Consider the following 19,514-nt stretch of genomic DNA (forward strand, 5'->3'; position numbering starts at 1 on the left):
CTATTAGAGATACTTACCTGATATAAACTAAATTAAACCTAAGCAATGTCTTAGGTTTTTTTTTTTGTTTTTATGCTATTTTTTGAGCAACTACAGCATAACAATCAAACATATATGCTGGCTTATCAATAAACTCTAAAACCTTAAAATTATTAAGGTGTAGTAGAAGTTCCCACTCATTTTTGGTAAATGCTCTTACTTCTGATTTATCCTCTGCTATTAGTATTTTTTTGTTTTGTTTAATTTGAAAGTATTTTGAATGCCAATCAAACATAAAATTGTTTGAGGTATTTGTGTTTAAATAACTGTCCCTACTATAATGTTTGTTGTTAAATGACGCAGCATGATATAAGTGTTTACCGCCTTTAATTATTTTAAAAAACCGATTAGCATCTATAAAATCAAAACACAATATGCCATTGTTATTTAAGTTTAAATGTGTGGCTTGCAAAGCGTTAGATACATCTTTGTTTGATAGTAAATAACTAGTAGAGCGTCCTGTAATTATAGTGCAATCTACAGACTTTTCTAGTTTAAAATGCCTCATGTCTCCTTGCATAAAATGACCCTTAGGTAATTTTAAGGATGATAAATTTACCATATCTTGGCTATAGTCTAATCCTTGATAATTAAAGTTGTTGTCTATAAAATGTTTAGCTAAGTTACCTGTTCCAGAGCCTATTTCTAAAACGTTGTTTTTAGTATATTTTTTAAGTATTGTACTGTAAAACAAATACTCATCTTTATAGTTAATAAAGGTTTGATACATACTATCGTATATTTTTTCAAAACCATTTGAATATAAACTTTGCATAATAAATTAAAGTTTTAGTTAGCTTTATAAACGAATTGCATTAATTTAAAGATAAAAAAAATACTGCTCGAAAAGAGCAGCATTTTTTTATTAAAACTATTTTAAATATTAAAACTTATAGTTTAAAGATAAATTAAACATTGTCCCTAATTGACTAAAATGATAACCATCATAAGTCATTTGAGAGTAACGTTGGTTAAAAGTAATTAAATTAGATTGATTTTGTGTAGCTGCTGGGTCTGCTAATATTGCATCTCCTGCAGTATTTTCAGCTTTAAATTCCCATTCAGGTAACACATTTAATAAGTTGTTTACGTTTAAAGCAATAGTTAACTTATCTGTTGCGCTATAATTTATTCCAAGATCTGTAACTATTTTTGGTGTAAACTCAGTGCGTAAATCATTACTCATACCTTGTTGTTTAAAAGTTGTTTTACCAAAGTATGTGTTGTTTAGAGATAATCCCCATTTGTTAATTTCATAATTTGCACCTAAAATCCATTTAGTTTGTGGTCTAGAAGTAAAAAATAATGCTTCTTGTGTTGGATTTACAACTGATTGACCTGAGTTAGCAACTAATGGAATGTCTTTAACAGCTCCATCTCTTTCGTTTTGGATAGTATAGTTTCCTGATAGGTTTAAGTCTAAATCTCCTTCACCTAATTTTATATTTCTTTTACTTAATACAACATCAATACCAGATGTTCTAGTATCTATAGCATTTGAGAAAAAACTAACATCGCTTAAATTATTGTTTGTTAGAAGTATATCTAATGGATTGGTAGGATCTCCACTTGCTCCAATTTCAGAACCTAAAACTATTCTATCTTTTACAGCTATATTATAATAGTCTAAAGTAAAGCTAATTCCGTTATCAAATTTACCACCAAGACCAATTGTAAAGTTGTTAGAAGTTTCTGCGTCTAACTCAGGAATGTCTAGTAATTTAGCTTGAGTCGATACATTATTAATTAAACCTCCAACTTGAATTCCTTGACCTGGAATAAAGCTATATTGTGCTTTTTGGGTATAAATTTGGTGTAATGTAGGCGCTCTAAAACCAGAAGATATAGAGGCTCTTGTGGATATTTGATCTGTTATTTTGTAACGTGTACTAAATTTGTAAACAAAAGTGTTTCCAAAATCAGAATAATTTTCCGTTCTAACAGTACCACTTAATAAAAAAGCATCACTAACATCGTAATCCATCGAGAAGTAGGCACCAATGTTATATCTATTAAATTTACCTGAGTTTTCTGGGCTATTTCCAGCAAAAGAATCGGCTCCACCACCATCATAAGATGCTAAACCCCCTTCAATAACTTCAAATACTTCGTTTCTAAATTCTGCACCAAAACCTATACTAACTTTATCAGATAATAATCTATTAATATCAATATTACCAACATTATGAGAAAATCTAGTTCCTCCTGGATCAAAAGATTGTGGGCTATTTGCTCTATATAATTCGACAGGTTCAAATTCTTCGCCTGGATCAGGTTGACCATTACCATTTGCGTCGTTAAAGCTTGGTGCAAAAACAGCATTTCTGTTATGTGACTGATTTACTTTATAGGTTTGGGTGTTTCCACCAGTTGTATAACTTAAATCAACATTCCAATCATTAATTTTAGTCTTTATTCCAATTGTCCCATTATAGTCGTTAAGTAAACCTTCAAAAGTTGGTACATAACCATCATAACCTCCTGGTGTTAATGGGTTGTTTCCAGGGAAAAAATCGCCTAAATATGAGTAGTAGTCAACGCCATCAACCTCACTAGGGTCTAAACCTTGTGCTCTTCTCCAATATGGTGTTCTGTAATTAGCAAAGCTATTTACTTTTTTGTAAACGTAAGCTGCGTTAAAATACAATTCTGCATTCTCTGAAATATCTAATCCGCTGTTAATTAAAAATTTTGATGCAGCTGTTTCAGGAGATCCATTAATATTTCCTGCATCTGGTCTACGTCCTAAAAATTCATTTACAAGCGCAATTTCAGCAGGACTTCCACCTGTAAAATCTGCAATTTCACCAGCAGCATCTACTGTTCCTGGTCTATTGGCTAAATTAGTTTTAGAAAAATCAATAGTATAATTAATAAACCCTTTGTCATCTCCAATAGTTGATCCATTGTTTACAGCTATTCCGATCATTTCACCATCGCCTTCGCTAGTGATTCCACTTCTTAAAGTTGCAGAACCATTATTAACGTCATCCTTAAGTATAATATTCATTACACCTGCAATTGCATCAGATCCATATTGAGCAGATGCGCCATCACGAAGGATTTCAACACTTTTAATAGCGTCTGTAGGGATTGCAGAGATGTCTGCACCAGTTTCTCCACGACCAGGTGAAGTTTGGGTGTAAAGTAGGGCACTTAAGTTTTTACGTTTACCGTTAATTAAGATTAAGGTTCTACTTGGACCCATGTTTCTAATTTCATAAGGATCTAATAAAGAAGTCGCATCGTTAACAGGTGTTTGCACTGTGTTAAAGGATGGTATTCTGTATTGTAATGCTTTATCAAAAGTAGGTTGTCCGGTAGAATTTAACTCTTTAACGCCAACCACGTCAATAGGTAATGCGCTATCTACGTTACTTCTAGGGGCTGTTCTTGATCCTACAAGCACTACTTCGTCCAAAGCTTCTCCACTTGCTAAAGTAACATTAACTGTAGATTTACCGTTTACTGCTATTTCTTTAGTTTCGTAACCAACATAGCTAAATACTAAAGTAGCATTGCTTGACACGTTTAATGAGTAGTTACCATCAAAGTCTGTTGTTGTTCCATTGGAAGTTCCTTTTTCTACAACATTAACTGTAGGAATACCAAAACCATCGTCACCTGTAACAGTACCTGTTACATTAGTTTGGGCACTTGCAAATGCTACAGAAAGAAGTAGTAAAAACAATAATTTAAGTTTTTTCATATTTAAATATTTTAAGTTGATTAATTGCTAAATTATGTTAAAATTTTAACAAAACGATGTTGTTTAGTTAAAAACTTAATAAAATTTGTAAGAATTCATCAACACTATTGTTAAAAAGCTAACGTAATACTAGGGTTTTGTTAAGTGAATTAAAAATAAAACAACAGTGATTTAGTTGATAAGATAGTGCTATATTTGTAGCCTTAATTTGAAATAAAAATTCTTTACATGAAAGCAGGAATTGTAGGATTGCCTAACGTTGGTAAATCAACATTATTTAATTGTTTATCAAATGCAAAAGCGCAAAGTGCTAACTTTCCGTTTTGTACTATAGAGCCTAATATAGGTGTAGTAAATGTACCAGACCCAAGATTAGAAAAGTTAGAAAGCTTGGTTAATCCTGAACGCGTAATGCCAGCAACTGTAGAAATTGTAGATATTGCAGGATTAGTAAAAGGAGCAAGTAAAGGAGAAGGTCTAGGAAATCAGTTTTTAGGAAACATTAGAGAAACCGATGCTATTTTACACGTATTACGTTGTTTTGATAATGACAATATTGTACATGTTGATGGTAATGTTAATCCAATTAGAGATAAGGAAACTATCGATATGGAATTACAATTAAAAGACCTTGAAACTGTTGACAAAAAATTAGAAAAGGTAAAACGTGCTGCTAAAACAGGTAACAAAGAGGCTCAAAAAGAAGAAGCTGTATTATTAAAGTTAAAAGCTGGTTTAGAAGCAGGTAAATCTGTTAGAGCTTTAGAGTTTTCAGAAGATGAATTAGAAGAGTATGTTAATCCTGCTCAATTAATTACTGGAAAACCTGTATTGTACGTTTGTAATGTTGATGAGGATAGTGCTGTATCTGGAAATGCATATGTAGACTTAGTAAAAGAAGCTGTTAAAGATGAAAATGCTGAAGTATTAGTGTTAGCTGTAGGTACAGAAGCAGATATTAATGAGTTGGATGATTATGAAGAGCGTCAAATGTTTTTATCAGATATTGGATTAGATGAACCAGGATCTGCAAAACTTATCAGGTCTGCTTATAAATTATTAAATCAACAAACGTATTTTACAGCTGGTGTTAAAGAGGTAAGAGCTTGGACAATAAATGTTGGTGCAACAGCTCCACAAGCTGCAGGAGTAATACATACAGATTTTGAAAAAGGTTTTATTCGTGCAGAGGTAATTGGATACGAGGATTATATTACCTACGGAAGCGAAGCTAAAGTTAAAGAAGCTGGTAAAATGAGAGTAGAAGGTAAAGGCTATACTGTTAAGGATGGAGATGTTATGCATTTCTTGTTCAACGTATAAACACTTAAAATAAAGTATTTTAAACGCCATAATGATAGTTTTCATTATGGCGTTTTGTATTTTTACAATAAAGTAAATTATATGCCTTTAATTGTTCTTGAAACAATAATACATACGGATACACTCACTTGTTTTGATTTGTCTAGAGATATAGATTTTCATAAGGATGCATTAAAACATTCAAATGAAAAAGATATTGCAGGCAAAACGTCTGGTCTACTAGGTTTAGGAGAATCAGTAACATGGGAAGCTACTCATTTTGGAATTCGTCAGCATTTAACATCTAAAATTACTCAGCTGGACGCTCCAAACTATTTTGTGGATGAAATGGTTTCAGGAGCCTTTAAAAGTTTTAAGCATGAGCATATTTTTAATTCTAAAGAAAAAGATATCATCATGATTGATAAGTTTTATTTTGAATCACCTTTTGGTATTATAGGTAAAATAGTTAATGTTTTATTTTTAACTAAATACATGAAAAACTTACTTAAAACTAGAAATCAATATTTAAAAATAAAAGCAGAAAACTTACAAAATCAATATTCTTAACAGTAATAGTTATACATTGTTAATTACTTTATCTATGCAGTGTTTCATTTTTTAAAGGGTTATATTATATTAGCAACGTATCTCCAAATTGCATCTAAATTTTATGTCAGAACAAACTAAATATACCGAAGATAATATACGATCATTAGACTGGAAAGAGCATATTCGTATGCGTCCTGGAATGTATATTGGAAAACTTGGTGATGGATCGTCTCCAGATGATGGTATATATATTCTGCTTAAAGAAGTGTTAGACAACTCTATTGATGAGTATGTCATGGGAGCAGGTAAAACCATAGAAATTTCGATACAAGGTAGTAAAGTTATTGTTCGTGATTATGGACGTGGTATTCCTTTAGGAAAAGTTGTAGATGTTGTGTCTAAAATGAACACAGGAGGAAAGTACGACTCTAAAGCCTTTAAAAAATCTGTCGGATTAAATGGTGTTGGTACCAAAGCTGTTAATGCTTTATCTTCTTATTTTAGAGTAGAATCGTCTAGAGATGGTAAAAGTGCTTCAGCAGATTTTGAACAAGGTAATTTAGTTAATCAAGAATTTTTAGAAGAAACAACAAGACGTAAAGGTACCAAGGTATCCTTTGTGCCTGATGATATTATATTTAAAAACTACAAATACAGAAGTGAATATGTAGTTAAAATGCTTAAAAACTATGTCTACCTAAATCCAGGTCTGACCATAGTTTTTAATGGAGAAAAATTTTATTCTGAAAATGGATTAAAAGATTTATTAGCAGAAAAAATAGCAGAATCAGACTTATTATATCCAATCATTCATTTACGTGGTGATGATATTGAAGTAGCATTAACACATAGTAAAACCCAATACAGCGAAGAATATAACAGTTTTGTAAACGGTCAAAACACAACACAAGGAGGAACACACTTAAATGCCTTTAGAGAAGGAATTGTAAAGACAATTCGCGACTTTTTCGGAAAACAATATGATGCATCAGATATACGTAAATCTGTAGTTAGTGCAGTCGCTATAAAGGTTATGGAACCTGTTTTTGAGAGTCAAACAAAAACTAAATTAGGGTCAACAGACATGGGAGGAGAGTTACCAACTGTTAGAACCTATGTTACCGATTTTTTAAAAACACATTTAGATAACTATTTACACAAAAACCCGGAAACAGCAGATAAGCTACAGCGTAAAATTTTACAAGCAGAACGTGAACGTAAAGAGCTGTCAGGTATTAGAAAATTAGCAAAAGACAGAGCTAAAAAGGCAAGTTTACATAATAAAAAACTTCGTGATTGTCGTGTGCATTTTGGCGATATTAAAAACGAACGAAACCTAGAAAGCACCTTATTTATTACAGAGGGAGATTCTGCATCAGGTAGTATCACAAAATCTAGAGACGTTAATACACAAGCAGTATTTAGTTTAAAGGGTAAACCATTAAATTGTTACGGATTAACAAAGAAGATTGTTTATGAAAATGAAGAATTTAATCTACTGCAAGCTGCTTTAAATATCGAAGAGTCACTAGAAGATTTAAGATACAACAACGTCGTTATTGCAACAGATGCCGATGTCGATGGTATGCACATTAGACTGTTATTAATAACTTTCTTTTTACAGTTTTTTCCAGAAGTCATTAAAGAAGGACACTTGTATATACTGCAAACCCCTTTATTTAGGGTTCGTAATAAAAAAGAAACCATTTATTGTTACTCAGAAGAGGAGCGTAAAGACGCTATTGAGAAGCTAAAACCAAAACCAGAAATTACTCGATTTAAAGGTTTAGGTGAAATTAGTCCAGATGAGTTTGTTCACTTCATAGGTGAAGACATTAGATTGGATCCAGTAATGCTAGATGATAACATGTCTATTGAAGAGTTATTATCATTTTACATGGGTAAAAACACACCAACCAGACAAGAGTTTATTATTGATAATCTTAAAGTTGAACTTGATTTAATTGAGGAGGATAAATAGATGATAGAAGAAAACGACGACCTAGCTAACGACAATTTAGAAAACTTAGATAATCAAGAACCAAAAGAAACCATTACCAGGATTACTGGTATGTATAAAGAATGGTTTTTAGATTATGCCTCATATGTAATTCTGGAACGTGCAGTTCCAGCTATTGAAGACGGTTTTAAACCTGTACAACGACGTATCATGCATTCCATGAAGGATTTGGATGATGGTCGTTATAACAAAGTAGCCAATATTGTTGGACATACCATGCAGTATCATCCACATGGAGATGCAAGTATTGCAGATGCTATGGTCCAAATTGGTCAAAAAGACTTATTAATAGATACCCAAGGAAACTGGGGAAACATCCTAACAGGAGATCGTGCAGCAGCAGCACGTTATATTGAAGCCCGAATTTCTAAATTTGGATTAGACGTTGTCTTTAATCCTAAGATAACAGAATGGCAAGCGTCCTATGATGGTCGTCGTAAAGAGCCTGTAAATTTACCTGTAATGTTTCCTTTATTGCTAGCGCAAGGAGGAGAAGGTATTGCTGTAGGATTATCTACAAAAATATTGCCTCATAATTTTATTGAGTTAATTGACGCTTCGGTTAAACACTTGCAAGGTAAACGCTTTACATTGTTTCCAGATTTTCCTACAGGAGGTATTGCAGATTGTAGTGATTATAATGATGGATTGCGTGGCGGAAAAGTACGTTGTCGCGCTAAAATTAGCCAATTAGATAAAAACACATTGGTTATTAATGAGTTGCCTTTTGGTACAACAACTTCTTCATTAATCGATTCAATATTAAAAGCAAACGACAAAGGGAAGATTAAAATCAAAAAAATAGAAGATAATACAGCTGCAACTGTAGAGATTTTAATTCACTTACCTTCTGGTTTATCTCCAGATAAAACCATTGATGCCTTATATGCATTTACAGCTTGCGAAAGCTCTATTTCACCTTTAGGTTGCGTTATTGAAGATAACAAACCGCTTTTTGTTGGTGTGACAGAAATGTTGCGTCGTAGTACAGATAACACTGTAGATTTACTAAGACAAGAGTTAGAAATTAGACTAGGTGAGTTTGAAGAGCAATGGCACTTTGCGAGTCTTGAACGTATTTTTATTGAAAATAGAATTTATCGTGACATTGAAGAAGAGGAAACTTGGGATGGTGTTATAGAGGCTATTGATAAAGGTTTAAAACCACATATACAACATCTTAAACGTGCTATTACAGTGGATGATATTACGCGTTTAACAGAAATTAGAATTAAGCGTATTTCTAAATTTGATATTGATAAAGCACAACAAAAAATTGACGCGTTAGAAGCGCAAATAGCTGAGGTTAAACATCATTTAGCAAACTTAATAGACTATGCTATAGCCTATTTTACAAGACTTAAAAAAGAGTATGGTGAAGGTCGTGAGCGTAAAACAGAACTACGTGCTTTTGAAGATGTGGATGCTACTAAAGTAGTAATCAGAAACACCAAATTGTATGTAAACAGAGAAGAAGGTTTTATTGGTACATCACTAAAACGCGACGAGTATGTTTGCGATTGTAGTGATATTGACGATATCATTGCTTTTACTGCAGATGGTAAAATGATGGTTACTAAAGTGGATAGTAAAACCTTTATAGGTAAAAATATTATACACGTAGCAGTCTTTAAAAAGAAAGACAAGCGTACCATTTATAATTTAATTTATCGTGATGGCACAAAAGGTCCAGCATACGTTAAGCGTTTTGCTGTAACGTCTATTACACGAGATAAAGAATATGATTTAACCAACGGAAACAAAGGCTCTAAAACCTGGTATTTTTCTGCTAATCCAAATGGAGAAGCTGAGGTCGTTTCAATTAGTTTACGACAGGTTGGTAGTATTAAAAAACTAAAATGGGATTTAGATTTTGCAGATATTTTAATTAAAGGTCGTGCGTCTAAGGGTAACGTGGTGACTAAACATGCTATTAAATCTGTAGAGTTAAAAGAAAAAGGAATTTCGACTTTAAAACCAAGAAAAATTTGGTTTGACGACACTGTACAGCGTTTAAATGTTGATGGTAGAGGTGAGTTAGTTGGCGAGTTTAGAGGAGAAGATAAACTGCTTATTATAAATCAAAAAGGTGTTGCCAAAACAGTAACTCCAGAAGTAACACTTCATTTTGATGACGATATGATTGTCATGGAAAAATGGTTACCTAAAAAACCTATTTCTGCTATTTATTATGATGGCGAAAAGGAACGCTATTATGTTAAACGTTTTTTAATTGAAAATGAAAATAAAGAGGAGTCCTTTATTACAGATCATCCTAATTCGCAATTAGAAATTGTATCTACAGACTGGAAACCAGTTGCCGAAATTGTTTTTGCTAAAGAAAGAGGTAAAGATAGAAAGGATAACGAAGAAGTGAATTTGGAAGAATTTATAGCAATTAAAGGGATTTCTGCTTTAGGAAACCAACTAACTAAAGACAAAGTAAATGCTATTAATTTATTAGAGTCTATTCCTTATGAAGCTCCAGAAGAAACTCCAGCACAAGAAATAGAAGTGAAGGAGGAGGAGAATATTTCTGAAAAATCAGAAGCTAAAACAGATGAAAAATCTAACAAAGATGATGATAGTCAGGATTATGGGTTAGATGATAAGGGTCAGGTGACTTTGTTTTAGTGTTGCCATTCATTGCGGAACGCGCTCAAAACCTAAAAATTAAATGAAAAATAAATTTGGATTTCAAGTTCTCATAAATGGAAAAAAAATATGTCGAGCTGGATTTGAAAATGAAAACACTATAGATACCTGTATTCTAGATTCTGTAAGACGCGAAAAGGATAATTCAGAAGAATTAAACATCTCAATTAGCGGATTAAACTCGGACACTCAACAACACGCTAATTGGTTTAGTAATAAATTACAGGAAGGTGATAAGATTTCTATAGAAATAATATCTAACAATTTTGATACTCCAATTTCAATAAGTAAAGCTTTCTCAGAAAAAGATATATTATCCCAAAAATTAAAATCTTATCATAAATTAAAGGAGGAATTAAAAGATTATCTGAAGGAATAAAAACTAAGCAAACATATTGCATATGACCGAATATTTGCCAAACAAGATCTTTAAATCAGGCTTGTTACCATAGCCAATAACGTTAACAATATCATAAAATTTAAAATATTAAAAACTGCTTTTAAAGTGTTTACGTACATACTTATAAACCAATAAATATTTTAAAATTATGAAAACATCAAATTTAGCAAAAAACACAATGTTATCCCTTTTCGTTTCGGCAGCACTAGTATCTTGTAGTGATGATGATAACGATGCAATAGTTATTAACGATGGTGAACCTACTTCAGTAAAGTTATATACTTCTAATAATGCAGATGGTAATATTACAATTTATGATGTTACAGATCAATCTGCTGTAACGTCTAAAACATTAATTACAACTAGTATTGCTGCAGACGGAGTATATTATGATGCAACAAACGATTTTTTATTACAAGCTTCTAGAACAGATTTGGGATTAGAAGGTTATAATAATACAAGTAGCTTGGTTTCTGGCGCTACGTTAACAGTAGATGTGGATGGAACCAATGATATGCAAAGTCCAAGAGAAGTTGCTGTTAATGGCAATTTTATTGTGGTTGCAGATAATGCAGATGTGGATGGAGATCCATTAACTCCAGACGGAAGATTATACGTTTACACAAAAGATGGTAACACAATTACATTGCGTAATACTATTACAACGTCGTTTAAATTATGGGGAATAACGTTTGATAATAATAATCTTTATGCTGTAGTGGATGCTACAAATGAGTTAGCAGTGTTTTCGGACTTTTTATCTAACACAACAGATATGACTTTGGCAGCTACTAAACGAATTGCTGTAGAAGGAATTGTTAGAACACATGGTTTAACTTTTGATGCTAGTTCTGATGTTATGATATTAACAGATATTGCAGATGCTGCAAATGGCCAAGATGATGGAGGTTTTCATTACATCGAAAATTTTACATCAAAGTTTAATGCTGTAGCTAATGGTGGAACTTTAGAAGTGTCACAACAAGTTAGAGTATCAGGTGCTTCAACATTATTAGGTAATCCTGTAGATGTTGCTTATGATGCATCAACACAAACTGTTTACATTGCAGAAGCAGGTAATGGAGGTGGAAGAATTTTAGCGTTCAATAATTTTGAAGCTGGAGGAAACATTGCTCCTTTTATTAATAATAGTTTAGCAGCTGCATCAGCAGTATATTTATCTAAATAGATAAAGCTTATTTAATAAAAAAAAGACCATCATTTGATGGTCTTTTTTTATTGCTTTATTTTATTTCTTTTTCGAAATTTTTTGATTTAAAAACTCTATAAATAACGAGAAGGCTATAGCAAAATATAAATATCCTTTAGGTATAGCTCCTACAGTTTTACCAAAAAATGTAGTATGAGATAAGTGACCAGCTTCGGTAATTAGCATAAACCCTATTAAAATTAAAAAGGATAATCCTAAAATTTGAATACTTGGGTTGGCGTCTATAAAACGTCTAATTTTATTAGCAAAAGCAATCATTATAATAATGGATATTACTACAGCAATAATCATTAATATTAAATTATGATTGTGGTTAGTAGATAATCCATTGGTCATACCAACTGCTGTTAAAATACTATCAATTGAAAAAATAAAATCTATAATTAAAATCTGAACAATGGCTTGTTGCAAGGATTTAATAGGTTTGCTTTTAACTTCGTCTTCATCATGTGATGGTGTTTCTACTTTCTCTCTAATTTCCGAGGTGGATTTATAAATTAAAAATAATCCTCCAAAAAATAAAATTAGAGCTTGCCAACTTAATTCAAGATGCATCCAGCTAAAGTCTACTTTATAAAAGGGTTCTGATAATCCCACTAAAAAGGATACAAAAAACAACAAGATTATACGTTGTACCATTGCTAGTAGTAGTCCAATATTTGTTACTTTGTTTCGTTGGTCTTCTGGAAGTTTATTTGCAGCAATAGAAATAAAAACAATATTATCAATCCCTAATATTATTTCTAAGAAAGTTAAAGTTAATAATGCAAAAATAGCATCACTAGAAAGTAGAAAATCTAACATGTTTTATTTTTTAATATAAGCTATACCTTTTTGTTTATTGGTCTCTCCAACATAAGAATATTCAAAAGTATAAGAAGTATCTGTAGTGACTAAAACTTTAAGATGTACATCTTTACGTTCAGCCATATTTTTAGGATTTATAGTTTTGTAAATGACTTCACAATCATTTACCCATCTAACTAATGTGCTATCAACTTTACCTTCATATGTTTCTATTTGTAAACTATCTGTTCTAGTAAATGTAGATTTATAAATAACATCTCCAATTGTAACTTCACTATAAAATTGACCTGTTTTAAAGTCTTTGCAGTTTCGTTCGACTTTGTAGCAGCTAAAAAAGCTAGTTAAAATGATAAGGTATATTAGTTTTAATTTCATCGCATAAGGTTTATAACAAAATTAATGAAATGTTTGTTTAAAACTTAAAAAATTCAACCTTTCTATAAATCGCGTATTTGAAAATTTTATGTACCTAACTTCAAATTCGCAAAATTTGTAAATGGTGACAAAAAGTTGAAAAGGTGAACAAATTTAAATTTTTAAGAATTAATGACGTTTGGGTTCATTTTTTTAAAATTCGCAAAACAGAAATTTTATTCAAAAGAAAATGAAAAATAAAATAGAGGAGATCTAATTAAGAATTTTCAAAATTTGAAAAACTTCCATCAGAATAAAAAATCACGATGCGTTCAATAATTTTTCCGTTAGAAGATTTTTGATTTAAATTTTGTAGTAAATCAGAATTTTTAGTTTCTACTGGATTTTCGTTTTTTGTATTAGAAAATAAATCTTGTCCTTCATTTTTAGAAATTGGGGTAATTGGTGTTTGTCTATTTTTAGTTTCACTTTTTGGAAATTCACCTTTTCCATTCATCAACCAATACAATTCTACTTCCTCAAAAGAGGATAGCACTTTCAATACAAATTCTAAACTTGGCTTGTTTCGACCTGATAATATATGTGATATGCTAGAGCGTTGCACACCAATTTTTTCGGCGAAAGAGGACGCATTTTCACCGTAATAATCCATGACTTTTTGAAGTCTTTTTGAAAAATCTACATTGTTTATCATAACGATACAAATGTAAACATTTAATCTGAATACTTGATGTTACAAATGTAAATTTAACTGTTTTTAATATGTAAACTGTGTGAATAAAGTCTGATATTTATTATAGTAATACTTTAAACAATGTATTATAATATACTGAAAATAAGTATTTTAAAGTATTTTTGTAAGAATTTAAAAGTACTGAGTATTAACACTGTAAGTTTTGAAGCATAAACCTTAAAAATTGTTTACATAAGTAAATTACAAATGTAAATTCTATTGGTTACAATTGTAAAAAACTATTTGGTTACATTTGTAAACTAATAAAATGACTATGGATAATCAATTGTTAAATACATTATATAAAACTTACAAAGCTCCTGCTTTAAGTGGACGTTATATTAATCTAAATATGATTAAACCACTTTTAGATAATTTGCCAACATCTTATAATGTTGAAGTGATTGGGCAGTCTGTTTTAGGTGAAGATATTTTGTCTTTAACAATTGGTACAGGACCAATTAAAGTGCTTATGTGGTCACAGATGCACGGAAACGAGTCTACAACTACTAAAGCGGTTTTTGATATGATAAACAGTTTTAGTAGTGTGGAAATGCAATCTATATTAAAAGCGTGTACTCTTAAAATTATACCAATGTTAAATCCAGATGGTTCTGCTGCCTATACAAGACTAAATGCTAATAACATTGATTTAAACAGAGATGCACAAGACTTATCCCAACCAGAAAGCAAGGTTTTAAGTGCTTGTTTTAATAACTTTAATCCTGATTACTGTTTAAATCTTCATGGTCAACGTACGTTGTTTAGTGTTGGAGATACTAATAAACCTGCTACTTTGTCTTTTTTATCGCCTTCTCAAGATGAATTAAGAAGTGTTACAAGTACAAGACTAAAAGCAATGAATGTTATTAGTGCTATAAATACTGGGTTGCAAACGGATTTAGCCAATCAAATAGGTCGATATGACGATGGATTTAATATTAATTGTGTTGGAGATACGTTTCAAAGTTTAAATGCGCCTACAATTTTGTTTGAGGCTGGACATTATAAAGACGATTATAATCGGGAAGTGGTAAGAGGTTTTGTTTATAAAGCACTTTTACAGGCTCTTAATTACATTGCTAATGACAATGATTTAGGTTATAAAATGGAGGATTACTTTAAAATACCTGAAAATGGTAAGCGTTTTTATGATATCATTATTCGTAACGCTAAATATAATGACCAAGTACAGGATATAGGCATAAATTATCTAGAACAATTAATAGATAATAAGGTTAAATTTAGACCCAAGGTTGTTACGATTTCGGATTTATCTCAATTTTATGGTCATAAAGAGATGGATGCTAATAATAATGTGGTATTAAATAATGATAATACATTGATATCTATGGATTACGAAAACGATTTCGTGATTGTAAATAATGTGAAATTATCATTAAATCTTTAAAAATTTCCAATTTTAATGTATAAAATTCATTGAAAATGTTTTAATTTTGTCTATTATTTAATAAAAACATAAAATGGCAAAGTTTAAACTAGACGAAATTGATCATCAGATTCTTGATATGTTAATTGAAAACACAAGAGTTCCTTTTACAGATATAGCTAAAAAATTATTAATTTCTGCTGGTACAGTTCACGTTAGAGTGAAAAAAATGGAAGATGCAGGAATAATTAAAGGATCGTCTTTAACATTAGATTACCGTAAATTAGGATATTCATTTATAGCATACGTTGGTGTGTTTCTTCAAAACACTTCTAAAACCTCTTTTGTTTTAGAGCGTATTAATGAGATTCCTTTTGTTACTGTAGCGCATGTAACTACAGGTAAATTTAATATTTTCTGTAAGATTAGAGCTCGTAATACGGAGCATGCAAAGGATGTAATCTTTATGTTAGATGATATAGAAGGTGTTTACAGAACGGAAACTATGATTTCTTTAGAAGAAAGCATCAATGATAAAAAACGTTTAATGCATAGTATTTTTAACGAACTATAACTCGTTAATTAACATATATTAAAATAAAAAACGCTTCAATATTGAAGCGTTTTTTTGTTTATTTATATCAAATTTTAAACCTATGACCATATCTGATTTAAATGATACTGAATATATTCCTTATTTTAAAGGTTATATTGATAATGCTAAAGGACTTGAATTATTACCAGGATTACAATCTAGTTATAACGAAGCTATTGATTTTTATCTGTCAATTGATGCTAATAAATTAAGTTATAGGTATGCAGAAGGGAAGTGGACTATTAAAGAGATTATTTGTCATTTAATTGATACTGAACGTATATTTTGCTATAGATCATTACGATTTGCTAGACAAGATAAAACCGTTTTATCAGGTTTTGATGAAAATGATTATGTTGAATATTCTAAAGCGGATAATAGGTCTATAAAAGATTTACTTGAGGAATATCAAAGTGTTAGAGGTGCAACAATTAGCTTATTTAAAAGTTTTGATGACGAAACATTACTTAGTAAAGGTTTGGCTGGAACAGGACAAGTGTCTGTAAGGGCTTTGGGCTTTTTAATAGTTGGTCATGAAAAACACCATATACGTATTATTAAAGAGCGTTATTTATAGTTTTACTCCTCTTCATCAAATAAAATCAAATCGCTATCAAGTTGTTTTTCATCAAAATCTACAACAACATGACCTTTGCTATTTGTTTCTAATTCGATATTAGCATCAAAATTAGTCATCGTGTAGTGTAATTTACAACTAACTTTTACTAAATACGTGGTGTCATTTGTCTGTACTTCAACAGCTTCAATAGTTTCGTTGTTATGATTGTCAAAGGTAATAATGTCCTTGTCTCCATAACCATCCGGAAACTTTTGTGTAAGTAAATTTAATACTTCAGGTGTTAATTTTTTATAATCTACAATAACTTTTCGCATACCAATATATTTTAAATTAAACTGGTTAGAATAGTTCTGTAACATAGCAATTAACTAAAATTACAAATTATTTTAATGCAAAAGTATTATTCGTTGTAAAATTTAAAAGAATTGATTATCAGCTCGTTATCAACTATGCAATTAATTTTTGGTTGCCCAATAGCTTCTAATAAAACAAAATTAATATTGCCTTTTTCATTTTTCTTATCAAATTTCATTAAGTCAATAATAGCCAAGTGATCCTCTGTTGGAATATCTACTTTACCATATACTTTAATAAGGCTTTCTTTAATCCTTGTTGCTTTGTCCAATGGAAAATTAAGTAGCTTAGCAGATAGGTAAACTTCTAAAATCATACCAATTGCTATGGCTTCGCCATGCAGTAAAGCTTTAGTCTCGTGGTTTAAATAAAATGACTCAATTGCATGTCCTAAAGTGTGACCAAAATTTAAAGATTTTCTAAGATTTTGTTCAGTTGGATCTTGTTCTACAATAGCTTTTTTTATTAAAACTGAATCGTAAATAAGCTGATCTAAGTCTTCAATTGTTAGTTTAGATAAAGCTGTTAAATTATTGTAGTATAGTTCGTTATGTATCAATCCATGTTTAAGCATTTCAGCTAAACCAGAACGCATTTCTCTGCTAGATAGTGTATCAAGATAGCTAGTATCTATTAGCACCATATTTGGCGTTTTAATAATACCTATTTGGTTTTTTATATGGTCTAAGTCTACACCATTTTTACCTCCAATTGAGGCATCAACCATAGATAAAAGTGTCGTCGGAATATTTACAAATTGTATACCTCTTTGATAGGTACACGCAACAAAACCACCTAAATCCGTGACAACGCCTCCTCCTAAATTAATCATTAAAGATTTTCGATCTGCGCTTAATTCAGATAATGTTTGCCAAACCCCTAAACAAGTTTCTATATTTTTATGTTGCTCTCCAGCTTCAATTTCAATTATTTCAATAGCTAAGTCTGTTGTTAATTCTGATAACAACTTAGGTAAACAAAGGCTTGACGTATTGCTATCCACTAAAATAAAAATATTTGAAAACGTATTTTCAGAGATATAAGTATTTAATGCTGAGTAGCTATTTTGGTTAAATTGTATGCTGTAATCTTGGGTTTTAATAGGAGTCATAAATGCGTAAAAACGTTAAAGGGTAAAATTAATAGTTTTTTTAAAAAATAAGGCTAATGAGTAGTATATTTGTGCAGTCAAAATTAAATTATATTATGTTGGACAACACTCTTTTTGAAAACACTGAAATTGCATTTAAACTTAAAAGCGATTCTGAGTTAGAACGTGCATATTTTTTGTTTAAAATGATATCTAATCAACCATTGGTTAGAATTGGTACAGCAGCTACAAACTTTGCTTTAAAAGCACATTTGCCAGTAGAAGGTTTGATTAGAGCAACTGTGTTTGATCATTTTTGTGGTGGCGTTAATGAAGAAGACTGTTTGCCAGTAATAGACAAAATGTATACTGCAGGTGTTTGTTCGGTTTTAGATTATTCTGTTGAAGGAAAAGCTATTGAAAACCAATTTGATTCTGCCAAAGAAAAAATAATGAAACTTGTTGAGTTTAGCGATGAGAAAGAAGCGATGCCTATTGTAGTATTCAAACCAACAGGATTAGGACGTTTCTTTTTGTTTCAGAAAAAAGGAGAAGGTAAAGCATTTACCGAAGCAGAGCAGCAAGAATGGGATAGAGTAGTAGCAAGATATCATGCTATATGCAAATTGGCTAAAGAAAGAGATGTTGAAGTGTTAATTGATGGTGAAGAAAGCTGGATGCAGGATGCTGCAGATGATTTAGCAGAAGATATGATGAAGGTTTATAACACAGATAAGCCTATAGTATATAATACATTGCAAACCTATAGACATGACCGATTAGCGTTTTTAAAAGCATCGCATGAGCGTGCTAAGTCAGGAGGTTATTTACTAGGTTATAAGATTGTTAGAGGTGCTTACATGGAAAAAGAACGTGAGCGCGCAAATGATAAAGGTTATGAATCACCGATTTGTAAAGACAAAATAACAACAGATAAAAACTTTAATGATTGTTTGTTATATATTTTAAATAACTTAAGTACAATCTCAATATTTATTGGTACTCACAACGAAGAAAGTTCTTTTTTAGCCTTAAAGCTAATGGATGAATTAGGTATTGGTAAAGACGATAATCGTGTTTGGTTTGGTCAATTATTTGGTATGAGTGATCATATTAGTTTTAATTTAGCAGCACATGGTTATAATGTCGCAAAATACTTGCCTTTTGGACCAGTTAAGGACGTTATGCCATACTTAATTAGACGTGCAGAAGAAAACACATCTGTTGCAGGACAAACAGGACGAGAGTTGACTTTATTGAAAAAAGAACGAAAAAGAAGAAAGCATAGTTAGTTTATGACTTTAATAGTTTGCATAGTTGCAATGCTATCGCAGTTTTCAATATAAAACTCATAATTCTTATTGTCTTTAGATTCGCCTGAAATAAAATACATACCACAAGGCTCTTTTCTAGGTTCACTTTTAGAAAAATCTACATCTCCTTTTTTTAGTATGTAACTTATTGCAGAAGTGTCAATGACTTTAGTGTCTATAAGTGCTTGGCTTTCTGGTGAAAAGTCTAATGTTTTTGTGCGTATATTTTTTAGGACTCTTCCTTCTGGACCATAATTATACTCACAAGAAACACCTCTTCCGTTTAAAAAAAATGCTAATAAGACTAAGCCAATAGAGAATCCTCCTAAATAGTAACCAATTCTGTGTAATATTTTCATTCTAATATTT

Annotated in this window: 18 protein-coding genes; 10 read left to right on the forward strand and 8 right to left on the reverse strand. The window is 31.1% G+C overall.

Annotation, left to right across the window (positions count from 1 at the left end; genetic code table 11):
- Positions 1–70 precede the first annotated feature (70 nt).
- Complete coding sequence (locus tag M890_RS0102765; RefSeq protein ID WP_028282059.1) at positions 71–814, reverse strand: methyltransferase domain-containing protein; 744 nt, start codon at positions 812–814, stop codon at positions 71–73.
- Positions 815–922: 108 nt separating this feature from the next.
- Complete coding sequence (locus M890_RS0102770) at positions 923–3,748, reverse strand: TonB-dependent receptor (protein WP_028282060.1); 2,826 nt, start codon at positions 3,746–3,748, stop codon at positions 923–925.
- Positions 3,749–3,976: 228 nt separating this feature from the next.
- On the opposite strand from M890_RS0102770, the gene ychF reads away from it, so the two are divergent.
- From ychF to M890_RS0102800, 6 genes are all read left to right on the forward strand, one after another.
- A complete protein-coding gene (ychF, locus tag M890_RS0102775; protein ID WP_028282061.1) occupies positions 3,977–5,071 on the forward strand; it encodes a redox-regulated ATPase YchF in 1,095 nt (364 codons plus the stop codon).
- 81 nt (positions 5,072–5,152) lie between these two features.
- Entirely contained in the window at positions 5,153–5,620 is a 468-nt protein-coding gene (locus tag M890_RS0102780; RefSeq protein ID WP_028282062.1) for an SRPBCC family protein, read from the forward strand.
- A 103-nt stretch (positions 5,621–5,723) separates the two neighbouring features.
- Positions 5,724–7,583: a DNA topoisomerase IV subunit B gene (locus M890_RS0102785; RefSeq protein WP_028282063.1), complete on the forward strand. Its 1,860-nt coding sequence runs from the start codon at positions 5,724–5,726 to the stop codon at positions 7,581–7,583.
- Positions 7,584–10,256, forward strand: coding sequence for a DNA gyrase/topoisomerase IV subunit A (locus M890_RS0102790; protein ID WP_028282064.1), 2,673 nt, complete (start codon positions 7,584–7,586; stop codon positions 10,254–10,256). It begins immediately after the preceding gene.
- Between the two features lie 43 nt (positions 10,257–10,299).
- Positions 10,300–10,656: a hypothetical protein gene (locus M890_RS0102795; RefSeq protein WP_028282065.1), complete on the forward strand. Its 357-nt coding sequence runs from the start codon at positions 10,300–10,302 to the stop codon at positions 10,654–10,656.
- A gap of 169 nt (positions 10,657–10,825) precedes the next feature.
- A complete protein-coding gene (locus M890_RS0102800; RefSeq protein ID WP_028282066.1) occupies positions 10,826–11,866 on the forward strand; it encodes an NHL repeat-containing protein in 1,041 nt (346 codons plus the stop codon).
- A 60-nt stretch (positions 11,867–11,926) separates the two neighbouring features.
- On the opposite strand, the gene M890_RS0102805 is transcribed toward M890_RS0102800, so the two are convergent.
- From M890_RS0102805 to M890_RS0102815, 3 genes are all read right to left on the reverse strand, one after another.
- Positions 11,927–12,712: a TerC family protein gene (locus M890_RS0102805; RefSeq protein WP_028282067.1), complete on the reverse strand. Its 786-nt coding sequence runs from the start codon at positions 12,710–12,712 to the stop codon at positions 11,927–11,929.
- 3 nt (positions 12,713–12,715) lie between these two features.
- Positions 12,716–13,090: a hypothetical protein gene (locus M890_RS0102810; protein ID WP_028282068.1), complete on the reverse strand. Its 375-nt coding sequence runs from the start codon at positions 13,088–13,090 to the stop codon at positions 12,716–12,718.
- Between the two features lie 256 nt (positions 13,091–13,346).
- Positions 13,347–13,784 (reverse strand): helix-turn-helix domain-containing protein, encoded by a 438-nt coding sequence (locus M890_RS0102815; protein ID WP_028282069.1) that lies wholly within the window; start codon positions 13,782–13,784, stop codon positions 13,347–13,349.
- A gap of 307 nt (positions 13,785–14,091) precedes the next feature.
- Between M890_RS0102815 and M890_RS0102820 the strand changes: the two genes are divergently transcribed.
- From M890_RS0102820 to M890_RS0102830, 3 genes are all read left to right on the forward strand, one after another.
- On the forward strand, positions 14,092–15,234 hold the full coding sequence (locus M890_RS0102820; protein WP_028282070.1) for a M14 family zinc carboxypeptidase: 1,143 nt from the start codon (positions 14,092–14,094) through the stop codon (positions 15,232–15,234).
- Between the two features lie 73 nt (positions 15,235–15,307).
- Complete coding sequence (locus tag M890_RS0102825; protein WP_028282071.1) at positions 15,308–15,787, forward strand: Lrp/AsnC family transcriptional regulator; 480 nt, start codon at positions 15,308–15,310, stop codon at positions 15,785–15,787.
- A gap of 82 nt (positions 15,788–15,869) precedes the next feature.
- Positions 15,870–16,385, forward strand: a complete 516-nt coding sequence (locus tag M890_RS0102830; protein ID WP_028282072.1) for a DinB family protein — start codon at positions 15,870–15,872, stop codon at positions 16,383–16,385.
- A 2-nt stretch (positions 16,386–16,387) separates the two neighbouring features.
- Here M890_RS0102830 and M890_RS0102835 read toward each other — a convergent pair whose 3' ends face one another.
- Complete coding sequence (locus tag M890_RS0102835; protein ID WP_028282073.1) at positions 16,388–16,702, reverse strand: hypothetical protein; 315 nt, start codon at positions 16,700–16,702, stop codon at positions 16,388–16,390.
- An 86-nt stretch (positions 16,703–16,788) separates the two neighbouring features.
- Positions 16,789–17,853 carry a 3-dehydroquinate synthase gene (aroB, locus tag M890_RS0102840; protein WP_028282074.1) on the reverse strand — a complete coding sequence of 355 codons (1,065 nt, stop codon included), beginning with the start codon at positions 17,851–17,853 and terminating at the stop codon, positions 16,789–16,791.
- A gap of 56 nt (positions 17,854–17,909) precedes the next feature.
- Between aroB and M890_RS0102845 the strand changes: the two genes are divergently transcribed.
- Positions 17,910–19,124, forward strand: coding sequence for a proline dehydrogenase family protein (locus M890_RS0102845; protein WP_232219120.1), 1,215 nt, complete (start codon positions 17,910–17,912; stop codon positions 19,122–19,124).
- Here the strand turns inward: M890_RS0102845 and M890_RS0102850 are convergent.
- Positions 19,121–19,504 carry a DUF4258 domain-containing protein gene (locus M890_RS0102850; protein ID WP_028282076.1) on the reverse strand — a complete coding sequence of 128 codons (384 nt, stop codon included), beginning with the start codon at positions 19,502–19,504 and terminating at the stop codon, positions 19,121–19,123. The genes M890_RS0102845 and M890_RS0102850 overlap by 4 nt on opposite strands.
- Positions 19,505–19,514 lie beyond the last annotated feature (10 nt).

Origin of the sequence: Olleya marilimosa CAM030 (assembly GCF_000518485.1) — a bacterium.
Classification (GTDB): Bacteria; Bacteroidota; Bacteroidia; order Flavobacteriales; family Flavobacteriaceae; genus Olleya; species Olleya marilimosa.